This window comes from Candidatus Poriferisodalis sp. (genome assembly GCF_965208925.1).
Lineage (GTDB): Bacteria > Actinomycetota > Acidimicrobiia > Acidimicrobiales > Poriferisodalaceae > Poriferisodalis.
This window is the reverse complement of the sequence record NZ_OZ242364.1, coordinates 3,497,085-3,514,162: the sequence shown is the minus strand read 5'-3', so window position 1 is coordinate 3,514,162 and position 17,078 is coordinate 3,497,085. Positions and strand designations below refer to the sequence as shown.

The following is a 17,078-nucleotide window of genomic DNA, read 5'->3' as shown; positions in this document are numbered from 1 at the left end:
TGTGCCCATGAGTGGCGAAATGAACACCGACGCATCCGGAGTGCTGTCCGACTACCGCGTGATTGATCTGACCGATGAGCGCGGCCACTTGGCTGGCGCCATCTGGGCCCAGATGGGCGCCGATGTGATCGCGGTCGAAGCGCCCGAGGGTTCACCGGCGCGACGGCTGGCCCCTTTTGCAGGGGACATCGAGGATCCCGAGCGCTCGCTGCATCACTGGGCCTACAACCGGGGCAAGCGCAGCGTCGTGCTTGACCTCGGCACTCCCGAGGGCGTCGAGCACGCCAAAGCACTCATCGCCGGGGCGGACGTCGTATTCGAATCGTTCGATCCCGGCGAAGCGGAAGCGCTGGGCCTCGGCCGCGAGGTGCTGGCTGAGCTCAACCCTGCGCTCATCCATGTCTCGATCACGCCGTTCGGCAGCGACGGACCGAAGGCCAACTGGGCTGTTTCGGACTTGGCGCTGCAGGCCTCGGCGGTCAACATGGCCGTCACCGGCGACAAGGACCGGGCACCGTTGCGGGCGGGGGGCACGCTTCCGCAGGCCATGCACAATGCGGCCTCCGAAGGGGCTGGCGCGGCGCTCATCGCGCTGTGGGAACGACAGACCCGATCTGGTCTGGGCCAGCACATCGACATGTCCGCCCAGCAGTCGATGAGCCAGGCATCGATGTCGTCCACGCTCAATACGTCCTTGAATGCCACCGTCACCCAGCGGATCGCCGGCGGCGCCAGCCTGCAGGGCATCGACATCCAGTTGATGTGGGCATGTGCCGACGGGCACGCCTCGGTGACGTTCCTGTTCGGGCCAGGGTTCCGGGCGTTCACCCAGAACCTCATGGACTGGGTGCACGAAGAGGGCTTCTGCGACGAGGCCACCCGGGACAAGGACTGGGTGGAGTACGCCATGATGCTGCTCGACGGCCGAGAGCCGGTCTCCGAATACGAGCGGCTCAAGCAGATTCTCACCGAGTTCTTCGCCACCAAGACCAAGGCCGATTTGCTCGATGCGGCCATGACCCGCCGGCTGCTCATCACGCCGGTGTCGACAACGGGCGAGGTCGTCGATTCCGAACAGCTCGCGACCCGTGGGTATTGGGAGGATGTCGACCACAGCGACGCTGTCGCCGGCGCCGGCGCGTTCGATCCCGCCGCGGTGCGCTATCCCGGCGCGTTCGCAAAGTTCACCGATTCCCCATTGGTCAACCTCGGCCGTGCTCCGACGCTGGGCGAGCACACAGCGGACGTCCTGGCTGAGCTGGACGCGGGGGAGCGCTTGCCCGCAGTACCGGCGTCCATCGCCCCGATGGCGCACACGTCGCCGCCGCTCGAAGGCGTCAAGGTGCTCGACTTCATGTGGGCGATGGCCGGGCCGGCAGCGTCCCGGGTACTGGCCGACTACGGCGCCGAGATCATCCGCGTCGAATCGGCCAACAAGCTGGACGCGGTGCGCTCCATCCAGCCATTCCACGACGATGTCGGCGACCCCGACGGCTCGGGCCTGTTCAGCAACCTGAACGCCGGCAAGCGCGGCTTGGCGCTCGACATGTCCAAGCCCGAAGCGTTGGAGGTCATCTGGGACCTCATCGACTGGGCGGATGTGATCCTGGAGTCGTTCTCGCCCAAGGCCATGACCGGTTGGGGCATGGGCTGGGAGCAGGTGCGCGAGCGCCGACCTGATGTCGTGATGGCGTCGAGCTGCCTGATGGGACAGACCGGCCCGCTGGCGATGCTCGCAGGCTTCGGCACGATGGCTGCGGCGATCTCGGGGTTCTTCTACCCGGTGGGATGGCCCGACCGGGCGCCCTCCGGGCCATTCACCGCGTACACCGATTACACCTCTCCCCGCTGGCTGGTGGCCGCCGTGATGGGGGCGCTGGAACACAAGCGCCAGACCGGCAGGGGCCAGTACGTGGATCTGTCCCAGTCCGAGGCGGCGCTGCACCTGATGGCACCGGCGCTGCTTGAGCGCACCACCAACGGGCGCATTTGGGAGGCAGCGAGCAATCGGGACCTGGTGTTCGCGCCCCAGGGTGCGTATCAGACGGCGGCCGGCAGTTCGCCCGGTGAGGACCACGACGACAACTGGATCGCGATCTCCTGCGTCGACGACGATCAGTGGGTTGCGCTGGCGAGTGCGCTCGGTCGCGACGACCTGGCCTCGCTGAGCACGGCCGAGCGCCACTCACGTCATGACGAGCTGGACGAGATCATCTCGGCGTGGACTCGCGGCCGCAACGGCAACGAGCTGATGGCCGAGTTGCAGGCGGCGGGTGTGGCCGCCCACATCGTGCAGAATTCGCCGGAGTTCACCATCGATCCCCAAGTCCTGCATCGCCAGCACCTCATCGAGGTGCCCCACGGCAAGCAGGGCACGACAATCGTCGAGAACACAAGGTTTGTGATGTCGCGCACGCCGGCGTCAGTCACTTATGGGGGTCCCACGCTCGGCGAGCACAGCTTCGAGGTGCTGACCGAGACGCTGGCCTACGACGGTGACCGCATCGCCGAGCTGGCCGTCGCCGAACTGCTGGAGTAGCCGCAGGTCACGTCGACATCGGTCGTGCCGGATCGGGCACTGCCGCCCGCCCGGATCGTGAACAATCGGGCTCGGTCGTGCTGAAATGTGCGGATGCCTGACGCCCAGATCGATTCTGAGTCTCCGTCCACGTCGATGCTGAGCCCGTTCCGGGTGCTGGACCTCACCGACGAGCGAGGCCACCTGTGCGGGGCGATCCTCGCCCAGATGGGCGCCGACGTCATAGCAGTGGAACCGCCGGAAGGATCGTCGGCGCGGCAGCTGGGGCCTTTTGCTGGCGACATCGAAGATCCCGAGCGGTCGCTGCACCACTGGGCCTACAACCGGGGCAAGCGCAGCGTGGTGCTGGACCTGGCAAGCGATGAGGGCGCTGCCAAGCTGCGAGAGCTGGCCGCGGCCGCCGACATCCTGATCGAATCAGCCGGCCCTGGCCGGATGGACGCGCTGGGGCTGGGCTACAGCGCTCTGGCGGAGATCAATCCCGAGCTGGTGTACGTGTCGATCTCGCCGTTCGGCTCCGACGGACCCAAGGCCGAGTGGTCAGTTTCGGACCTGACGCTGCAGGCCGCCGCGGTGAACATGGCGATGACCGGCGATTCCGACCGGGCGCCGCTGCGCACCGGGGGCCTGTTCCCGCAGGCCTTCCACAACGCTGCCTCCGAAGCTGCGGGCGCCGCGCTGATCGCCCTCTGGGAGCGGCAGACGGTCTCGGGCCTCGGCCAGCACGTGGACATGTCGGCGCAGCAGAGCATGAACCAGGCCTGCCAGTCGTACGCGCTGTCCACGCCGCTGGGTGCGACCCCGCCGACCCGTCATGCCGGCGGAGTGCTGGTGGAGGGCTTGCATGTCCAGCTGATGTGGCCGTGCAAGGACGGGCACGCGTCGGTGACGTTCCTGTTCGGGCCCGGCTTTCGGGCGTTCACGCAGAGCCTCATGAACTGGGTTCACGAGGAAGGCTTCTGCGACGAGACCACCCGGGACAAGAACTGGACCGAGTACGCCATGATGCTGCTCGACGGCCGCGAGCCGATCTCGGAGTACGAGCGGCTGAAGCAGGTGCTGGCTGACTTCTTCGCCACCAAGACCAAGGCCGAGTTGCTGGATGCGGCCATGAGCCGCCGGGTGCTGATCACCCCGGTATGGACGGCCGACGAAGTCGTCGACTCGCACCAGCTCGCAGCCCGCGAGTACTGGGAGACGGTCACCCAGACGGCGGGCGCCGCGCAGGACGCCACCCGGGCTGCCGACGTGGAGGGCGCCGACGCCGGGGCGGCTGGTCAGGCAGGCGCCGAGGTGCTGGAGGTGACCTATCCCGGCCGCTATGCCCGCTTCAGTGCCACGCCGATGCGTCCGCTGGGTCCGCCGCCCAAGCTCGGCGAGCACACAGCCGAAGTCTTGGCCGAGCTGGACGCACAGTCCGAAGGTGAGGCAATCCGGGCGAGACCCCGCATCGAGGTCACCGGTGCCGACGTGAGCGCTCAGACAGCCTCGACTGCCCGGCCGCTCGAGAACGTCAAGGTGCTCGACTTCATGTGGGCGATGGCGGGGCCCGCTGCGGCGCGGGTGCTGGCCGACTACGGGGCGGACATCATCCGGGTTGAGTCCGAGACTCGCCTCGAGGTGGCACGTTCGCTCCAGCCATTCCGTGACGACATCGGCGACCCCGAGTACTCAGCGCTCTACAACAACATGAACGCTGGCAAGCGGGGCATCTGCCTGGACATGTCCAAGCCGGCCGCGCTGGATGTCATCTGGGATCTCATCGACTGGGCCGACGTGATCGTGGAGTCGTTCTCGCCCAAGGGCATGGCCGGCTTCGGGATGGGCTGGGAGCAAGTGCACGCTCGGCGGCCCGACGTGATCATGGCGTCGAGCTGCCTGATGGGCCAGACCGGCCCCTTGGCGATGCTCGCGGGCTTCGGCACGATGGCCGCGGCGATCTCCGGATTCTTCTACCCGGTCGGATGGCCGGATCGAGCACCCTGCGGGCCGTTCGGCGCCTACACCGATTACACCTCGCCCCGCTGGCTGGTGGCGGCGGTGATGGGAGCGCTGGAGCACCGGCGCCGCACCGGCGAGGGCCAGTACATCGACATGTCCCAGGCAGAGTCGGCGCTGCACCTGATGGCCCCGGCGGTGCTGGACCGCACGGTGAACGGCCGGGTGGCGCACCGGGTGGGCAACCGTGACCGCCACATCGCTCCCCAGGGCGTCTACCAGACGGCGGCCAGCGAGCAGTTTCCTGCCGTGGTGCCTGACGATGACTGGATCGCGATCTCGTGCGTCGACGAGGGCCAGTGGCAGTCGTTGGCGGCCCTGATGGGGCGTGGCGACATGGGTGATCTGACCCTGGCTGAGCGCCAAGAGCGCCACGACGAGCTCGATGAGGTCATCTCGGCGTGGACCCGTTCCCAGGACGGTGTCGCGCTGATGCATCGCTTGCAGGACGTGGGGGTGGCGGCGCACATCGTGCAGAACTCCCCGGAGTACACCGCCGACCCGCAGATCATCCACCGCGGCCAGCAGGTCGAGGTGCCCCACGCCAAGCAGGGCACCACCATCGTGGACGCCTCCCGCTTCCAGCTCTCGCGCACTCCCGCAGACGTCACCTACGGCGGCCCGACACTCGGCGAGCACTCCTTCGACATCCTCACCGGGGTGCTCGGCTACGACAGCGACCGCATAGCCGAACTCGCCGTCGCCGAACTCCTCGCCTGACTCGGGCGGCCACCCCGCTCAGAGAGCGATCGGCGGGTGCGCTACCAGGTGTCGACCATGGGGCGTTTCTTGCCGGTGCGTGGGGGCGGTTTGGGGGCGGACAGCAGCGCCATGCGGATCCAATCGCGGCTTTCCGCGGGGTCGATCACGTCGTCGATCTCGAAGAACGTGGCGGTGTTGACGGCTTTGCCCTGCTCGTACAGCCGGGCCACCCGCTTCTCGTATTCCGCGATGCGCTCTTCGGGATCTTCGATGGCCTCAAGCTCTCGCCGGTAGCCCAGCTTGACGAAGCCTTCGAGGCCCATGCCGCCGAACTCGCCGGTGGGCCACGACACGGTGAAGATGGGTGCCTTGAAGCTGCCGCCGGCCATGGCCTGTGCGCCCAGCCCGTAGCCCTTGCGCAGCACGATGGTCATGAAGGGCACCGTCACGTTGGCCGCCGTCACGAACATGCGGGCGGCGTGGCGCACCGTGGCCTCGTACTCGGCCTGGGGACCCACCATGATCCCGGGCGTGTCGCACAGGAACAGCAGCGGGATGTCGTGAGCGTCGCAGAGCTGGATGAAGCGGGCGGCCTTGTCGCCGGTGTCAGCGTCGACGGCGCCGCCGAGATGGTGATTGTTGTTGGCGACCACACCGATGGGACGCCCTTCGATGCGCGCCAACGCCGTCACGCAGCCTGGTCCCCAGCCCCTGCGGAGTTCCATCACCGAGTCGACATCGCAGAGCTTGTCGATGATCTCGCGTACGTCGTAAGCCCGCAGCCGGTTCTCGGGCACGAGGTGGCGCAGCTCGCGTTGGTCATGGCATTCCCACTCGTCGATAGCGCCCTGGAAGTACGACAGGTACCGCTTCGCCGCCTCGATCGCCTCGGCCTCGTCGGCCACCAGAACGTCGATGACGCCGTTGGGCCACTGCACGTCCACCGGGCCGACTTCCTCGGGGCGGAACACGCCGAGGCCGCCGCCTTCGATCATGGCCGGGCCGCCGACACCGATGTTCGAGCCTTCGGTCGCGATGATCACGTCGCAGCAGCCCAGCAGCACGGCGTTGCCCGCGAAGCAGCGGCCGTTGGTGACGCCCACTATCGGCACCAGGCCGCTGAGCTGTGCGAAGAACGTGAACGCCCAGCAGTCCAGACCGGAGCCGCCGATGCCGTCGGTGTCACCCGGTCGGCCGCCGCCGCCCTCGGCCAGCAGCACCACCGGCAGGCGGTTGTGCTCGGCGATCTCGAACATGCGGTCCTTCTTGCGGTGGTTGTTCCCGCCCTGGGTGCCCGCGAGCACCATGTAGTCGTAGGACATCACCATCGCCTGTGACTTCTCCGGGCCGAAGAGGTCGCCGTTGACGCTGGCCACGCCTGCCACCATGCCGTCGCCTTGGGTGTTGGCGATCAGGTCCTCCATGGAGCGGCGGCGACGCTGCGCGGCAACCATCAGCGGGCTGTATTCGACGAACGTGCCGGGATCGACCAGGTCGGCCATGTTCTCCCGCGCCGTGCGGTGCCCTCGGCCGTGACGCTTCGCAACCGCGTCGGGCTTGTTCTCGTCGAGGCCGAAGCCGCGGCGCTCGAGAACCTCGGCCAGATCGGGCCGGATGTAGTCGAGATCGACTGAAGATGCTGCTTCGGTCAGCTCGACGTCCACCTCTGCTTCCTCGACGAACAGCAGCGAGTGGCCCTCGTACACGGTGTCGCCGAGCGATACGCCAAGCATGCGCACGATGCCGGTGACCGTGGAGGTCACGACGTGCTCCATCTTCATCGCTTCCATCACGGCGACCTGCTGGCCTTCGGCCACCGGGTCGCCTTCTGCTACGGCGAGCGAGACGATCGTGCCCTGCAGCGGTGCCGCCACGGCAATGCTCCCGTCAGGACCGGTCACCGTGGCCACGGGTACGCCATGAAGTGACGCCGTGCCTGCTGACATCGCCTGTGCCCGCACGGCATCGGAGGCGGCCCGGTCGGCCGGAGCATCGTCGATGTCACCGTGGTGCAGGACTGCCAGCGGGTCGCTGCCGACCACGGCTCCCGCTCGGCCTCCTTCTGGAACGTCGGCCGACGGCGCGGCAGGCGCCCAGACTGACGCCGCCTGCGCGGCGGCCGTGCACAGCGCTTCGGCGTGATCGGCCACGAAGCTGGTGGTGAGCTCGTTGCTGACGACCTCGGGACGGTCGAGCAGCGCCGCGAGAAAGCCCAAGTTCGTGGCGACGCCGTCGATGCGGAACTCGCCTAGGGCTCGGCGTGCCCGGCGCACCGCATCGGTGTAGTCACGGCTGGGGCAGTAGGCGATGACCTTGGCGAGCAGCGAATCGAAGCTGGGGTTGGTGCCGTAACCCACGTAGCCGTAGGTGTCGGTGCGGATGCCAGGGCCGGTGGGCGGTTCGAAGGCGCCGAGCACGCCACCGCTAGGACGCGAGGTGCCGTCAGGCTGCATGGTCTCGGTATTGACGCGGCACTGGATCGCGTACCCCCGCGGCGACGGCACGTCTCGTTGCGCCAGCCCCACGTCGGCCAGGCGGGCGCCGCCCGCGATCCGCAGCTGAGCGGCCACGAGATCGACGCCGGTGACTTCCTCGGTGACGGTGTGCTCGACCTGGATGCGGGCGTTGACCTCGCAGAAGGCGACGTTGGAGGGATCGTCGGCGTCGACGAGGAACTCCCACGTGCCCAGGCTGCGGTAGCCCACCGCCTTGGCCATCTCCACTGCCGCGTCGCAGACGGCGTCGCGGGTCTCGGGCCGCAGCGTGGGCGAGGGCGCGATCTCGACGATCTTCTGGTTCTGCCGCTGCAGCGTGCATTCGCGCTCGCCGAGGTGGGCGACCGACTCGCCGTCGCCGACGATCTGCACCTCGATGTGGCGGGCACGCTCGATGAGGCGCTCCACGTAGAGGTCGCCGTTGCCGAAGGCAGCGGCAGCTTCGCTCGCGCAGCGCTCGTAGGCAGCCTCGAGCTCGTCGATCGCACGCACCACGCGCATGCCGCGCCCGCCGCCCCCGGCGAGGGCCTTGATCATCATCGGCCCGTGCTCGGCGAAGAAGGCCCGTGCGGCCTGGACTGACGTCGGCTCGGAGGTGGCGGGAAGCAGCGGCACATGGTGCTGCTGCGCGAGCGCCCGCGCAGCCAGCTTGTCGCCGAACAGCTCCAGCTGCAGCGCGCTGGGGCCCACGAAGGTGATGTCAGCGGCCTTGCAGGCCAGCGCGAGGGCAGGGTTCTCAGCGAGGAACCCGTAGCCGGGATGGATCGCATCGCAGCCGGCACTCGCCGCGGCGCTGACCACCTGATCGACGTCGAGGTAGGGCGCGACGCCGCGGCCGTCCAAGGACACCGACTCATCGGCGACCCGGGTGTGCAATGAGGCAGCGTCGTCGTCCCCCGCGATCGCAACGGTGCCGATGCCGAGCTCGCTGGCCGCCCGCGCCACCCGCACGGCAATCTCGCCACGGTTGGCAATCAGCAGCTTCTTCAGGCCCATCGATTCTCGTCCCCCTGAGTCACAGCGGCTCATCACGCAACGCTGGCTGCGTCACGATCCGCCGACTAACGCTAGATGTGAAGGCGGCTCGATGCCCACGACGCCGTCGGTCGGCGTCCGCTAGACAGCGGGGCAGCGCAAGGGAGGGGAGTGCGATGCCAGTGGACGCCAGGGTTGTTGTCATCCCGCAGGAGGCCGGTGCCGGACTTGAGGTGCTGGACGTGGCGCTGCCCGATCCGAGCGGGCACGAGGTGGTGGTGAAGCAGTACGCGTCGGGCATCTGCCACAGCCAGCTCCACACCATTCACAACCCGCGGGGGGCGCCGCAGGTGTTGGGCCATGAATCCACCGGTGAGGTGGTTGCGGTGGGCCCCGACGTGACCGGCCTGGCGCCGGGCGACACGGTGATGGTCACCTGGGTGCCGAAGGACCAGGCGAGCGCACGCCGCCCGGGCGGACCCCTGCGGCTCGAACTCGGCGACGGACGCACTGCGACCTCCATCAACGTGTTCACGTGGGCCACCCACACCATCGCGGATGAGATGTTCGTGGTGAAGGTACCCGAGGGCATCGACGTCGAAGCCACGTGCATCATCGGTTGCGCGGTCATCACCGGCGCCGGTGCCGTGCTTCACACCGCAGGCGTGAAGGCAGCGGACAGCGTGGCCGTCTTCGGTGTGGGAGGCGTCGGCCTGGCCGCTGTGGCCGCGGCGAGGTTCGTCGGCGCCGACCCGATCATCGCCGTGGACCTCTCGGAAGAGAAGCTGGCATTCGCGAAGCGTTTCGGGGCCACCCACGGCGTCAACGCCTCCAACAGCGACCCTGTGGAACAGATCAGGGCGCTCACCACCGACGAGCAACGCTTCGACATCCTGCGTCAGCCGCTTCGCGGCGTGGACTTCGCCTTCGACTGCATCGGGCACCAAAGCACGATGGAGCAGATCCACCAGGCCACTCATGCAGGCGAGTTCGGCCAGAGCCGCGGCGGCACGGCGGTGCTCGTCGGCGTACCCCAGCGCAACCTCGAACTCGACACCTTGCATCTGTTCATCGGTGAGCGGGCGTTCATCTCCAGCCTGGGCGGCAGCTGCGAACCGGCGGTCGATTTCCCCCGCTTCCTGCAGTGGCACGCCGACGGCGACCTCGACCTCGATGCGCTGGTGACGCAGCAGTACGCGATTGACGACATCGGCCAAGCAGTCGACGACCTCGAAAACGGACGGATCGCGGGCCGATCGATCCTGGTCTTCGACTGACCGGCGGCTACCAGCCGTTCATGTGGACGAAATCGTCGAACGGCTTGCGGCGTCCGGGTTTGAAATCGGTGCCGATGGTGTGGGCCACGGGCAGCAGTGCCACCTGTTGCACGTCGTCGTAGGGGATGCCCAGGATCTCGGCGACTTCCTGCTCACGGGCTAGGTGCACGGTGGTCCAGCAGGTGCCGAGGCCCCGGTTGCGAGCGGCCAGGCAGAAGCTCCACGCTGCTTGGATGACCGATCCCCAACGCAGCGCCTGCAAGCCTGCGGGTGCGCCGTCGAGCCGGCCTTCGATGCATGGCACGAAGATCGCCGGAGCGCGGGGGAAGTTCTCGGCCAGGTAGCGGGCCGAGTCCATCATGCGCAGCCAGTCGGCACGGGCCGTCGGGTCGGTCTCGGCTGCTGCGGCCTTGGCCAGGTAGTTGTCGTCGATGCGGCCCAGCCAGATCTCCTGGTAGATCGCCCCGACGGCCTGGCACTGCTCTGGGTCAGTCGACACCACGAAATGCCAGTCCTGGCGCAGTGATCCGGTGGGCGCCTGCAGCGCAAGCTCCAGGCATTCCTGCAGGAGCACCTCGTCCACGGGACGGTCGAAGTCGAGCCGGCGCCTGACAGCTCGCGTGGTGGCGAGCGCCTCGTCGACGCTCAGCGACAGTGTCACCCCGCAGCCCTAGCCGGTGAGGGCGGCTTCGATGGCTGCGACACCGTCGGCCAGCGCCTGAGCCTCAGCGTCGTCGAGCACGCCGTAGATCGGGGCAACGAGATCGTCGGTGAGGGCCTCGGCGGCTTCCCACTTCGCACGATGCTCGTCGGTGACTTCGGCGTCGTTGGTCCAGCCGAACATCTCGACGTCGTCGGGACGGCGCACACGGTGAGCCATCTCGGTCTGCAGGCCCGAAGCCACGATGGCCACGAGGTGCAGGCTCCCGCGCAGCTCCCGCAGGATTGCGACATTCTGAAACGCCCGGGCGGCGGCCTCGTCACTGCGGGGCTCGGACGCGATCCCCGCGAAGAGCGCCTGTGCGGAACTGTCGACGAGCCCGGCGTCGATCACCTTGTCGGCCGCGGCATTGAAGGCGTCGAGGTCTGCGACATCGCTGAGCTTGGCGGCGCCGAAAGCGGCTGCGCACTCCATGTAGAGCCGGCCTGCGTCACGCGGTGCCATGACCTCCTTGGCCGAGTTCCAGATCTTCGCGATCAGATCGGGATTGAAGTAGCCGAAGGCGCTGTGCACCACCGTGGCCTCGACATCGCCGAGCACGCCGCCGCGGCCCAGCGCGTAGAGGCGGAAGCCGTCGAGGCCGGCTTCCTTCCCGCGCGCCAGCGTTGCGGGGTCGAAGTAGAACATCGAGCCCATCGTGGCGATGGGCGGGCATACCTTCTGGACAAGTTCACGTGTTTCCATGGGGCGACAGTGTGGCACTGCGCCCCAGCGCCCGCCCGGCTAGTGCAGGCGGCGGGCGAACATGTCCAGCAGCAGTTCCCAGTGGCGCTCAGCCGCTGGCTTGTCGTACACCTCCCGCTGGGGGAAGACGAAGCCGTGATGGGTGCCGTCCACCCAATAGGTCTGCGCGTCGGTGCCGGCATCGGCGAATGCCTTGCACAGGCGGTCGTAGTGCGCCCGGTCGACGTAGTCGTCGTGCTCGGCGGACATCACCAGCACTTCGCCGCCGATGTCGGGCGCCCGCAGGTGCGGCGAGTCGCTCGCATCGACGGCCAGCCGCACCCCGTGGATTGACGCAGCGGCGGTGATCTGGTCGGGATAGTCGGCGGCGAGCCAGATCGCCATGGGGCCAGTCATGCAGTAGCCCGTGGTGCCGACCCGCTCAGTGCTCGCGGCCGGGTCGGCATCGGCATAGCGAAGCAGCGCCGCGGCATCGCGAGAGACCATCGCATTGGACAGGTTGGTCATCAGCTCGAACATGAACTTCCGGCTGGCCGGATCGTCACGCTGCACGATGAAGCCCGGAATGTCGCGGTAGTAGAGGTTCGGCAGCAGCACGTAGTACCCGACGGTGGCGATTCGCCGGGCCATGTCGTGCAGCTCTTCGCGCTTGCCGGGCGCATCCATCAGGAACAGCACGGTCGGGAACGGTCCCGGCCGGCGCTCGCTGGGTTCGGGATGGGTGACGAAGGTGCTCATTTCGCCCTCGCCGGTGTCGATCGATACGTGGTCTTCGAACATCGCTGCCTCCTTGGGTGCGGCCGTGCACTTCCACGGCCTGCCGCCAGCCCTCTGGCATACCATCCCGGCCATGCAGGCACTCGACTTCGAACCGCAGTACTTCGTCTACGAGGAGATCCGGCCCCGGGTGGCCCGCATCACCATCAACCGGCCCGAGGTCCGCAACGCCATCAACACACCTGCCCACAAGGAGTGGTCGGACATCTTGGATCACGCGGCAGCCGACGACGACATCTGGCTGATGGTCATCACCGGCGTGGGCCGGCAGGCGTTCTGCGCCGGGCGTGACCTCAAACACCTGTCGATGGTGCGGCACGCCGACGAGGCCACCCAAGCTGCCGACCGGCAGCTGATGAGCCAGGTCACCCGCCTGATCGAGCGCTTCGATTATCCCAAGCCGCTGATCGCCCAGGTGAACGGCGTGGCGCTCGGTGGCGGCTTCGAGGTGGCCATGGCCTGCGACCTCGTGGTGGCCGCCGACCACGCCCAGTTCGGGCTGACCGAGCCGTTGCGGGGACTGTACGCCGGCGGCGGGGGAGTGCACCGCCTGCCCCGGCAGATCCCGCTGAAGCTGGCGATGGAATACTTGCTGACGGCCCGCACCATGAGCGCGCAGCGAGCGCTGGAGCTGGGCATCGTCAACGACGTGGTGCCCTACGACGAGCTCGAAGCAGCCACCGACCGGCTCATCGACGACATCATGCGGTGCGCGCCGCTGTCCATCCAGGCCACCAAGCAGGCGGCGATGCGCGGGCTCGACATGCCGCTCGGCGAAGCCTTCCACCACCCCTACCCGGCCGTCGCCCGACTGATGGCCAGCGAAGACGTCAAGGAAGGCCCCCGAGCCTTCGCCGAAAAGCGCGAACCCAACTGGCAAGGCCGCTAGCGGGCCGCTGCGCGAGACTGCGCCGTTGACGGCGTGGCTGCGGGCTGGCAAAGCGAGCGGCCGACTCACGGCGACAGGGGCGAAGATGAATGATGCGACGGCGCTGGCAGCACGTGTGCGAGCCGGGGAGACTGCAGCCTCGACAACAGTCGAGGAGGCCATTGCCCGCTGCGAGCGGGTGAATCCGACCATCAACGCGATCGTCGAGGACACGTTCGGCTCCGCTCGGGCGCAGGCCGCTGAACAAGTCGGCGGCGGTCATGGGGACGGCCTGCTGGCCGGGGTGCCGATCGCACTGAAGGACCTGTTCTGCCCGGTGGACGGCGAGCCTGCGTACCAGGGCAACCGTCGATTGGCCGAGCTCGACCACCGTTACACCGAAACCGGGGCTGTGGCGCGCCGATGGGCTGAGGCCGGCGCGATCAGCATCGGCCATTCGCACAGCCCCGAACTCGGCGGCGGGCAGTGCCCGGGCGCGGCCGAGACCATGTTGTATGGGCCCACCCGCAACCCCTGGAACACCGATCACACGGTCCTTGGCTCCAGCGGAGGCGCGGCGGCTGCGGTGGCAGCAGGCATCGTGCCGATCGCGCACGCCAGCGACGGCGGCGGCTCCATCCGCATTCCTGCCAGCGCCAACGGGCTCGTCGGCCTCAAACCGTCACGCGGCCGGATCTCGAGCGCCCCTGCCGGCGAGGGCTGGGGAGGCGGCACCACCGACGGCGCTGTTGCACTGTCCGTGCGCGACGCGGCGCTGGCGCTCGACGTGCTCGCGGGACCCGAACCAGGGGATCCTTACGTGCCCGCCCACCCGGCGCCCTCAGGTGGCTATGTCTCCGAGGTCGGCCAGGACCCGGGCCAGCTGCGCATCGGCGTCAGCTCGACGATCCCGTTCGAGGACACTGATCCGTCCTGCACCCAGGCCGCCGAAGCCGCCGCCGGCCTGCTTGACGGCCTCGGCCACCGGGTCGAGCCAGCACTCCCCGAAGCCATGGCGACCAACGACTACATGTACGACTACGTCCGCATCATGCGCGCCAGCGCCACGGCGACGATGCGTTCCTTCGAGAGCGTGCTGGGGCGTCCGTGGGGCGAAGACGACATGGAGCCGGTCGCGTGGATCAACTACCAGCGCGGCACGAAGATCAGCGGGGCTGACATCCTGGCGAGCCGGGAGCGACTGCACCAATTCACCCGCCGCCTCGTGCAGTGGTGGAACCCTCAACCTGGCCACGGCGACGGCTTCGACCTGCTGCTGACTCCCACACTGGGCGTGGTGCCGCCGCCGGTCGGCTACCTAGTGGAGGGCGACGAGCGCACGCTGGTGCGGCGCTTGGCCAAAGTGACGCCGTACCTGCCGCAGTTCAACGTCAGCGGCCAGCCCGCCATCTCCGTGCCCCTGGGCACACCCGAGGGGGTGTCGCCGGAGGGGCTCCCCATCGGCATCCAGCTCGTGGCAGCGCCTGGCCGCGAAGACGTGCTGCTGCGTGTCGCTGCCCAGATGGAACAGGCGGCGCCGTGGTCGGGCCGCCGCCCGGCGATCCACGCAGCCGACTGAACAAGCGCCCGGCTGCGACCGGCGACGTCTGCTCGCCGTCAGCTCTAGGTCAACTTCGTGCGGGATTGATCGAGCACGACTGCTGCGAGGGCGAACATCACCACCATCATCCCGACGAACTGCCACAGCGACACCTGATCGCCCAGGAACGCCCAGGCCATCAGCGTGCTGGTGACGGGGATGGCCAGCGTCATCACCGAGCCCAGCCACGACGGAATGCGCACCAGCGACCAGTTCATCAGCATGTGGCTAGCGACCCCGGGCCCGACGGCCATGATCCCCAGCCACAGCCACGCACCCGCTGACGGCCAGTCGAAGACCTGCCCCGATGCGAGCGCAAACGGCGTGGCCACCAGCGAGCACACCAGCGCGCTGCCGGCCGTGTACTGCGCCGCGGCAATCTTCTGGGTGCTGAGCTTGGAGAACACGAAGTAGCCCGTCCAGGCGAACAGCGCGCCGAACGCCAGCAGATCGCCGAGCACGCTCCACTCGGGGATGCCGGCCGAGCCGAACACGACGATGGCGATCCCGCCGATCGCCACCAGCGCCATGCCCCAGTGACGCCGGCCCGGCTGCTCGCCGAAGATGCGTGGCGCCAGGAAGAGCATCAGCAGCGGCTGCAATGACGCCACCACCGTGGCGTTGGCGACCGTGGTCATCCGCAGTGCGACGAAGAACAGCATGATGTCGAACGCCAGCGAGAAGCCGCCCCAGAACGAGACCTTGATCGACGACAGCCGCAGCGGCGTCCGATTCGCCCACAGGAACAGAGCGACCAGCCCGGTGTAGAGCCACATCCGCCAGAACACGACCGCCAGCGGCCCGAGTTCGGAGATGCCCTTGGCGATGACGCCTGAAGCGGCCCAGCCCACCATGGCCACGGCTGCAGCGGGCACGCCGAGCGCGCGCTCGGACATCGCGGGTGCGCCGCGCCCCCCGTACGGCGCTCCCGGCGCCGTGCCCGGTCCGCTGTCGGCCATGTGCCTGCTCCGCCCCGCCGTTCCAGCCTGCAAGTCGCGGCCGCGGGCAAGCCGAGCCGATACCCGAAGACTATGCCTCAGCGCCGCCGGGAACCTGTTGCGCAGTCGCCGCTATGGCGTTGTGGCTCTGTCGATGACGTCGCGGGACTCGGCAGCTGCGGCGCTGAAGATGCCGATCGACATCAGCGACTGCTCGGCCGCCCGCCGGGCCTCGTAGATCTCGGCGCGCACGCCATGCAAGCTCGCCGAGCCCGGATCTGCCGCCACTGCCAGCTCGATCAGGTGGCATGCCAGCTTGAGGTCGCCGGCCTCCACCAGCTCCTGCGCCCGCTGCGCGAACGCCTCGGCGCCACCACCCAATCGCACCAGCTCGCCGGCGAGCTCGGCCTTTGGTGAGGGCTTGAGGTATGCCGGGTCGAGATCCCACCATCCCCCGTACAGCCGCCAGATGTTGCGGATCACAAACTCCGGCTCGTCGTACACCGGTCGCATCCACGGGCGTTCCAGCCACTCGGCCGGCAGCGACACGCTCTGGAGAATCTCATCCAGCGACGCTCCCTCGTTCATCAGGTCGAGTGTCTGGCTGACCAGCGTCTCCAGCGATTCGGCCAACGTCAGCAGCACCGTGGCGATCCGCTCGCGGCCCCGCACCGGCGGGCCGTGCGCCGGGACCAGCAGCTCAGGCTCCAATGCGTCCATGCGCCGCAGCGCCCGGGCCCATTCGAGCGGGTAGCGCTGCACCTTCTGCGGGTTACCGGCGTTGGGGAACACCCACACGACCAGATCGCCGGGGCAGATCGCCCGGTGCGAGGGCACCCACGCCCAGGTGTGATCGTCGGTCTCGCCCTTGTCGTGATGCAGCTCGAAATCGAGCCCGCCCACCGACAGCGAATCGTTCTCGCTGTAGGTGCGCGTCGGCCAGAGCGTGTCGCCGGGGAGGAAGCTCGGCTCGTCGCCGGTGATGCCGACACCACGCCGCCGCAGCGACGCACCGAACTGCCGGCGGTTGATGATGAGGTTGTAGCCGTTGGTGGCGTTGTACCGCTCGAAGCGCGGGATCACGTTGTCGTGGCCCACCACGAGCGGCGCCGGCTGGCCACGTTCAGCCGCGTCGGCAGCCAAAGCACCGCTGCCGCCCACATGATCGATATGGCCGTGGGTGTACAGCAGTGCGTTGATGCGATCGCCGGACCAGCCTCGCAGCGAGTCCACCACCGCCGTGCCGTTGAGCGGTCCGCTGGCGTCGAAGCACACCAATCCGTCGTCGGTGCCGAACGCCACCATGTTGCTGAACGCCTCGATCACCGCCACGTTGTCGTCGATCTCGCTCAGCGTGTTGTCCACCCGCACGATGCGCTCGTCGGCCACGCCCGTGTCGATCAGCCTGCTGGACAGTTCGATGGGGTCGACGGTCTTGGTCGGCGCCACAACCCGTCCTTTCGAGAATACGGATTCTGGTTCGACGGACAACCGACGCTGCGGT

Annotated in this window: 11 protein-coding genes; 5 read left to right on the top strand and 6 right to left on the bottom strand. The window is 68.3% G+C overall.

All coding sequences use genetic code 11. The annotated features are described in order from the left end of the window. The first annotated feature begins 19 nt into the window (after window positions 1-19). Window positions 20-2,539 (top strand): CaiB/BaiF CoA transferase family protein, encoded by a 2,520-nt coding sequence (locus tag ACOGI5_RS15530; protein ID WP_419865307.1) that lies wholly within the window; start codon window positions 20-22, stop codon window positions 2,537-2,539. 93 nt (window positions 2,540-2,632) lie between these two features. Next, complete coding sequence (locus ACOGI5_RS15525) at window positions 2,633-5,257, top strand: CaiB/BaiF CoA transferase family protein (protein ID WP_419865306.1); 2,625 nt, start codon at window positions 2,633-2,635, stop codon at window positions 5,255-5,257. 41 nt (window positions 5,258-5,298) lie between these two features. On the opposite strand, the gene ACOGI5_RS15520 is transcribed toward ACOGI5_RS15525, so the two are convergent. Beyond that, complete coding sequence (locus ACOGI5_RS15520) at window positions 5,299-8,730, bottom strand: carboxyl transferase domain-containing protein (RefSeq protein ID WP_419865305.1); 3,432 nt, start codon at window positions 8,728-8,730, stop codon at window positions 5,299-5,301. Window positions 8,731-8,885: 155 nt separating this feature from the next. On the opposite strand from ACOGI5_RS15520, the gene ACOGI5_RS15515 reads away from it, so the two are divergent. Then, complete coding sequence (locus ACOGI5_RS15515; RefSeq protein WP_419865304.1) at window positions 8,886-9,986, top strand: zinc-binding dehydrogenase; 1,101 nt, start codon at window positions 8,886-8,888, stop codon at window positions 9,984-9,986. A 7-nt stretch (window positions 9,987-9,993) separates the two neighbouring features. On the opposite strand, the gene ACOGI5_RS15510 is transcribed toward ACOGI5_RS15515, so the two are convergent. Genes ACOGI5_RS15510 through ACOGI5_RS15500 form a run of 3 tightly spaced genes read right to left on the bottom strand, consistent with a single transcriptional unit; the run spans window position 9,994 to window position 12,171 of the window. Beyond that, a complete protein-coding gene (locus tag ACOGI5_RS15510) occupies window positions 9,994-10,647 on the bottom strand; it encodes a nitroreductase family protein (RefSeq protein WP_419865303.1) in 654 nt (217 codons plus the stop codon). Window positions 10,648-10,656: 9 nt separating this feature from the next. Continuing rightward, entirely contained in the window at window positions 10,657-11,391 is a 735-nt protein-coding gene (locus ACOGI5_RS15505; protein ID WP_419865302.1) for an SCO6745 family protein, read from the bottom strand. A gap of 39 nt (window positions 11,392-11,430) precedes the next feature. Then, a complete protein-coding gene (locus tag ACOGI5_RS15500; RefSeq protein ID WP_419865301.1) occupies window positions 11,431-12,171 on the bottom strand; it encodes a dienelactone hydrolase family protein in 741 nt (246 codons plus the stop codon). A gap of 70 nt (window positions 12,172-12,241) precedes the next feature. On the opposite strand from ACOGI5_RS15500, the gene ACOGI5_RS15495 reads away from it, so the two are divergent. Both ACOGI5_RS15495 and ACOGI5_RS15490 read left to right on the top strand, forming a co-directional pair. Further along, window positions 12,242-13,057, top strand: coding sequence for an enoyl-CoA hydratase-related protein (locus ACOGI5_RS15495; protein ID WP_419865300.1), 816 nt, complete (start codon window positions 12,242-12,244; stop codon window positions 13,055-13,057). 85 nt (window positions 13,058-13,142) lie between these two features. Further along, the gene (locus ACOGI5_RS15490) at window positions 13,143-14,615 is read left to right on the top strand and encodes an amidase (RefSeq protein ID WP_419865299.1); all 1,473 of its coding nucleotides are present in this window, start codon (window positions 13,143-13,145) and stop codon (window positions 14,613-14,615) included. A gap of 44 nt (window positions 14,616-14,659) precedes the next feature. Here the strand turns inward: ACOGI5_RS15490 and ACOGI5_RS15485 are convergent, their stop codons facing one another. Both ACOGI5_RS15485 and ACOGI5_RS15480 read right to left on the bottom strand, forming a co-directional pair. Beyond that, window positions 14,660-15,595 (bottom strand): DMT family transporter, encoded by a 936-nt coding sequence (locus tag ACOGI5_RS15485; RefSeq protein WP_419865298.1) that lies wholly within the window; start codon window positions 15,593-15,595, stop codon window positions 14,660-14,662. A gap of 111 nt (window positions 15,596-15,706) precedes the next feature. After that, window positions 15,707-17,023, bottom strand: a complete 1,317-nt coding sequence (locus ACOGI5_RS15480) for an alkyl sulfatase dimerization domain-containing protein (RefSeq protein ID WP_419865297.1) — start codon at window positions 17,021-17,023, stop codon at window positions 15,707-15,709. Window positions 17,024-17,078 lie beyond the last annotated feature (55 nt).

Coding starts and splice junctions, on each gene's coding strand:
- ACOGI5_RS15530 (WP_419865307.1), top strand. CDS start 20: ATGAACACCGACGCATCCGGAGTGCTGTCCGACTACCGCGTGATTGAT.
- ACOGI5_RS15515 (WP_419865304.1), top strand. CDS start 8,886: ATGCCAGTGGACGCCAGGGTTGTTGTCATCCCGCAGGAGGCCGGTGCC.
- ACOGI5_RS15525 (WP_419865306.1), top strand. CDS start 2,633: ATGCCTGACGCCCAGATCGATTCTGAGTCTCCGTCCACGTCGATGCTG.
- ACOGI5_RS15505 (WP_419865302.1), bottom strand. CDS start 11,391: ATGGAAACACGTGAACTTGTCCAGAAGGTATGCCCGCCCATCGCCACG.
- ACOGI5_RS15495 (WP_419865300.1), top strand. CDS start 12,242: ATGCAGGCACTCGACTTCGAACCGCAGTACTTCGTCTACGAGGAGATC.
- ACOGI5_RS15490 (WP_419865299.1), top strand. CDS start 13,143: ATGAATGATGCGACGGCGCTGGCAGCACGTGTGCGAGCCGGGGAGACT.
- ACOGI5_RS15500 (WP_419865301.1), bottom strand. CDS start 12,171: ATGTTCGAAGACCACGTATCGATCGACACCGGCGAGGGCGAAATGAGC.
- ACOGI5_RS15485 (WP_419865298.1), bottom strand. CDS start 15,595: ATGGCCGACAGCGGACCGGGCACGGCGCCGGGAGCGCCGTACGGGGGG.
- ACOGI5_RS15520 (WP_419865305.1), bottom strand. CDS start 8,730: ATGGGCCTGAAGAAGCTGCTGATTGCCAACCGTGGCGAGATTGCCGTG.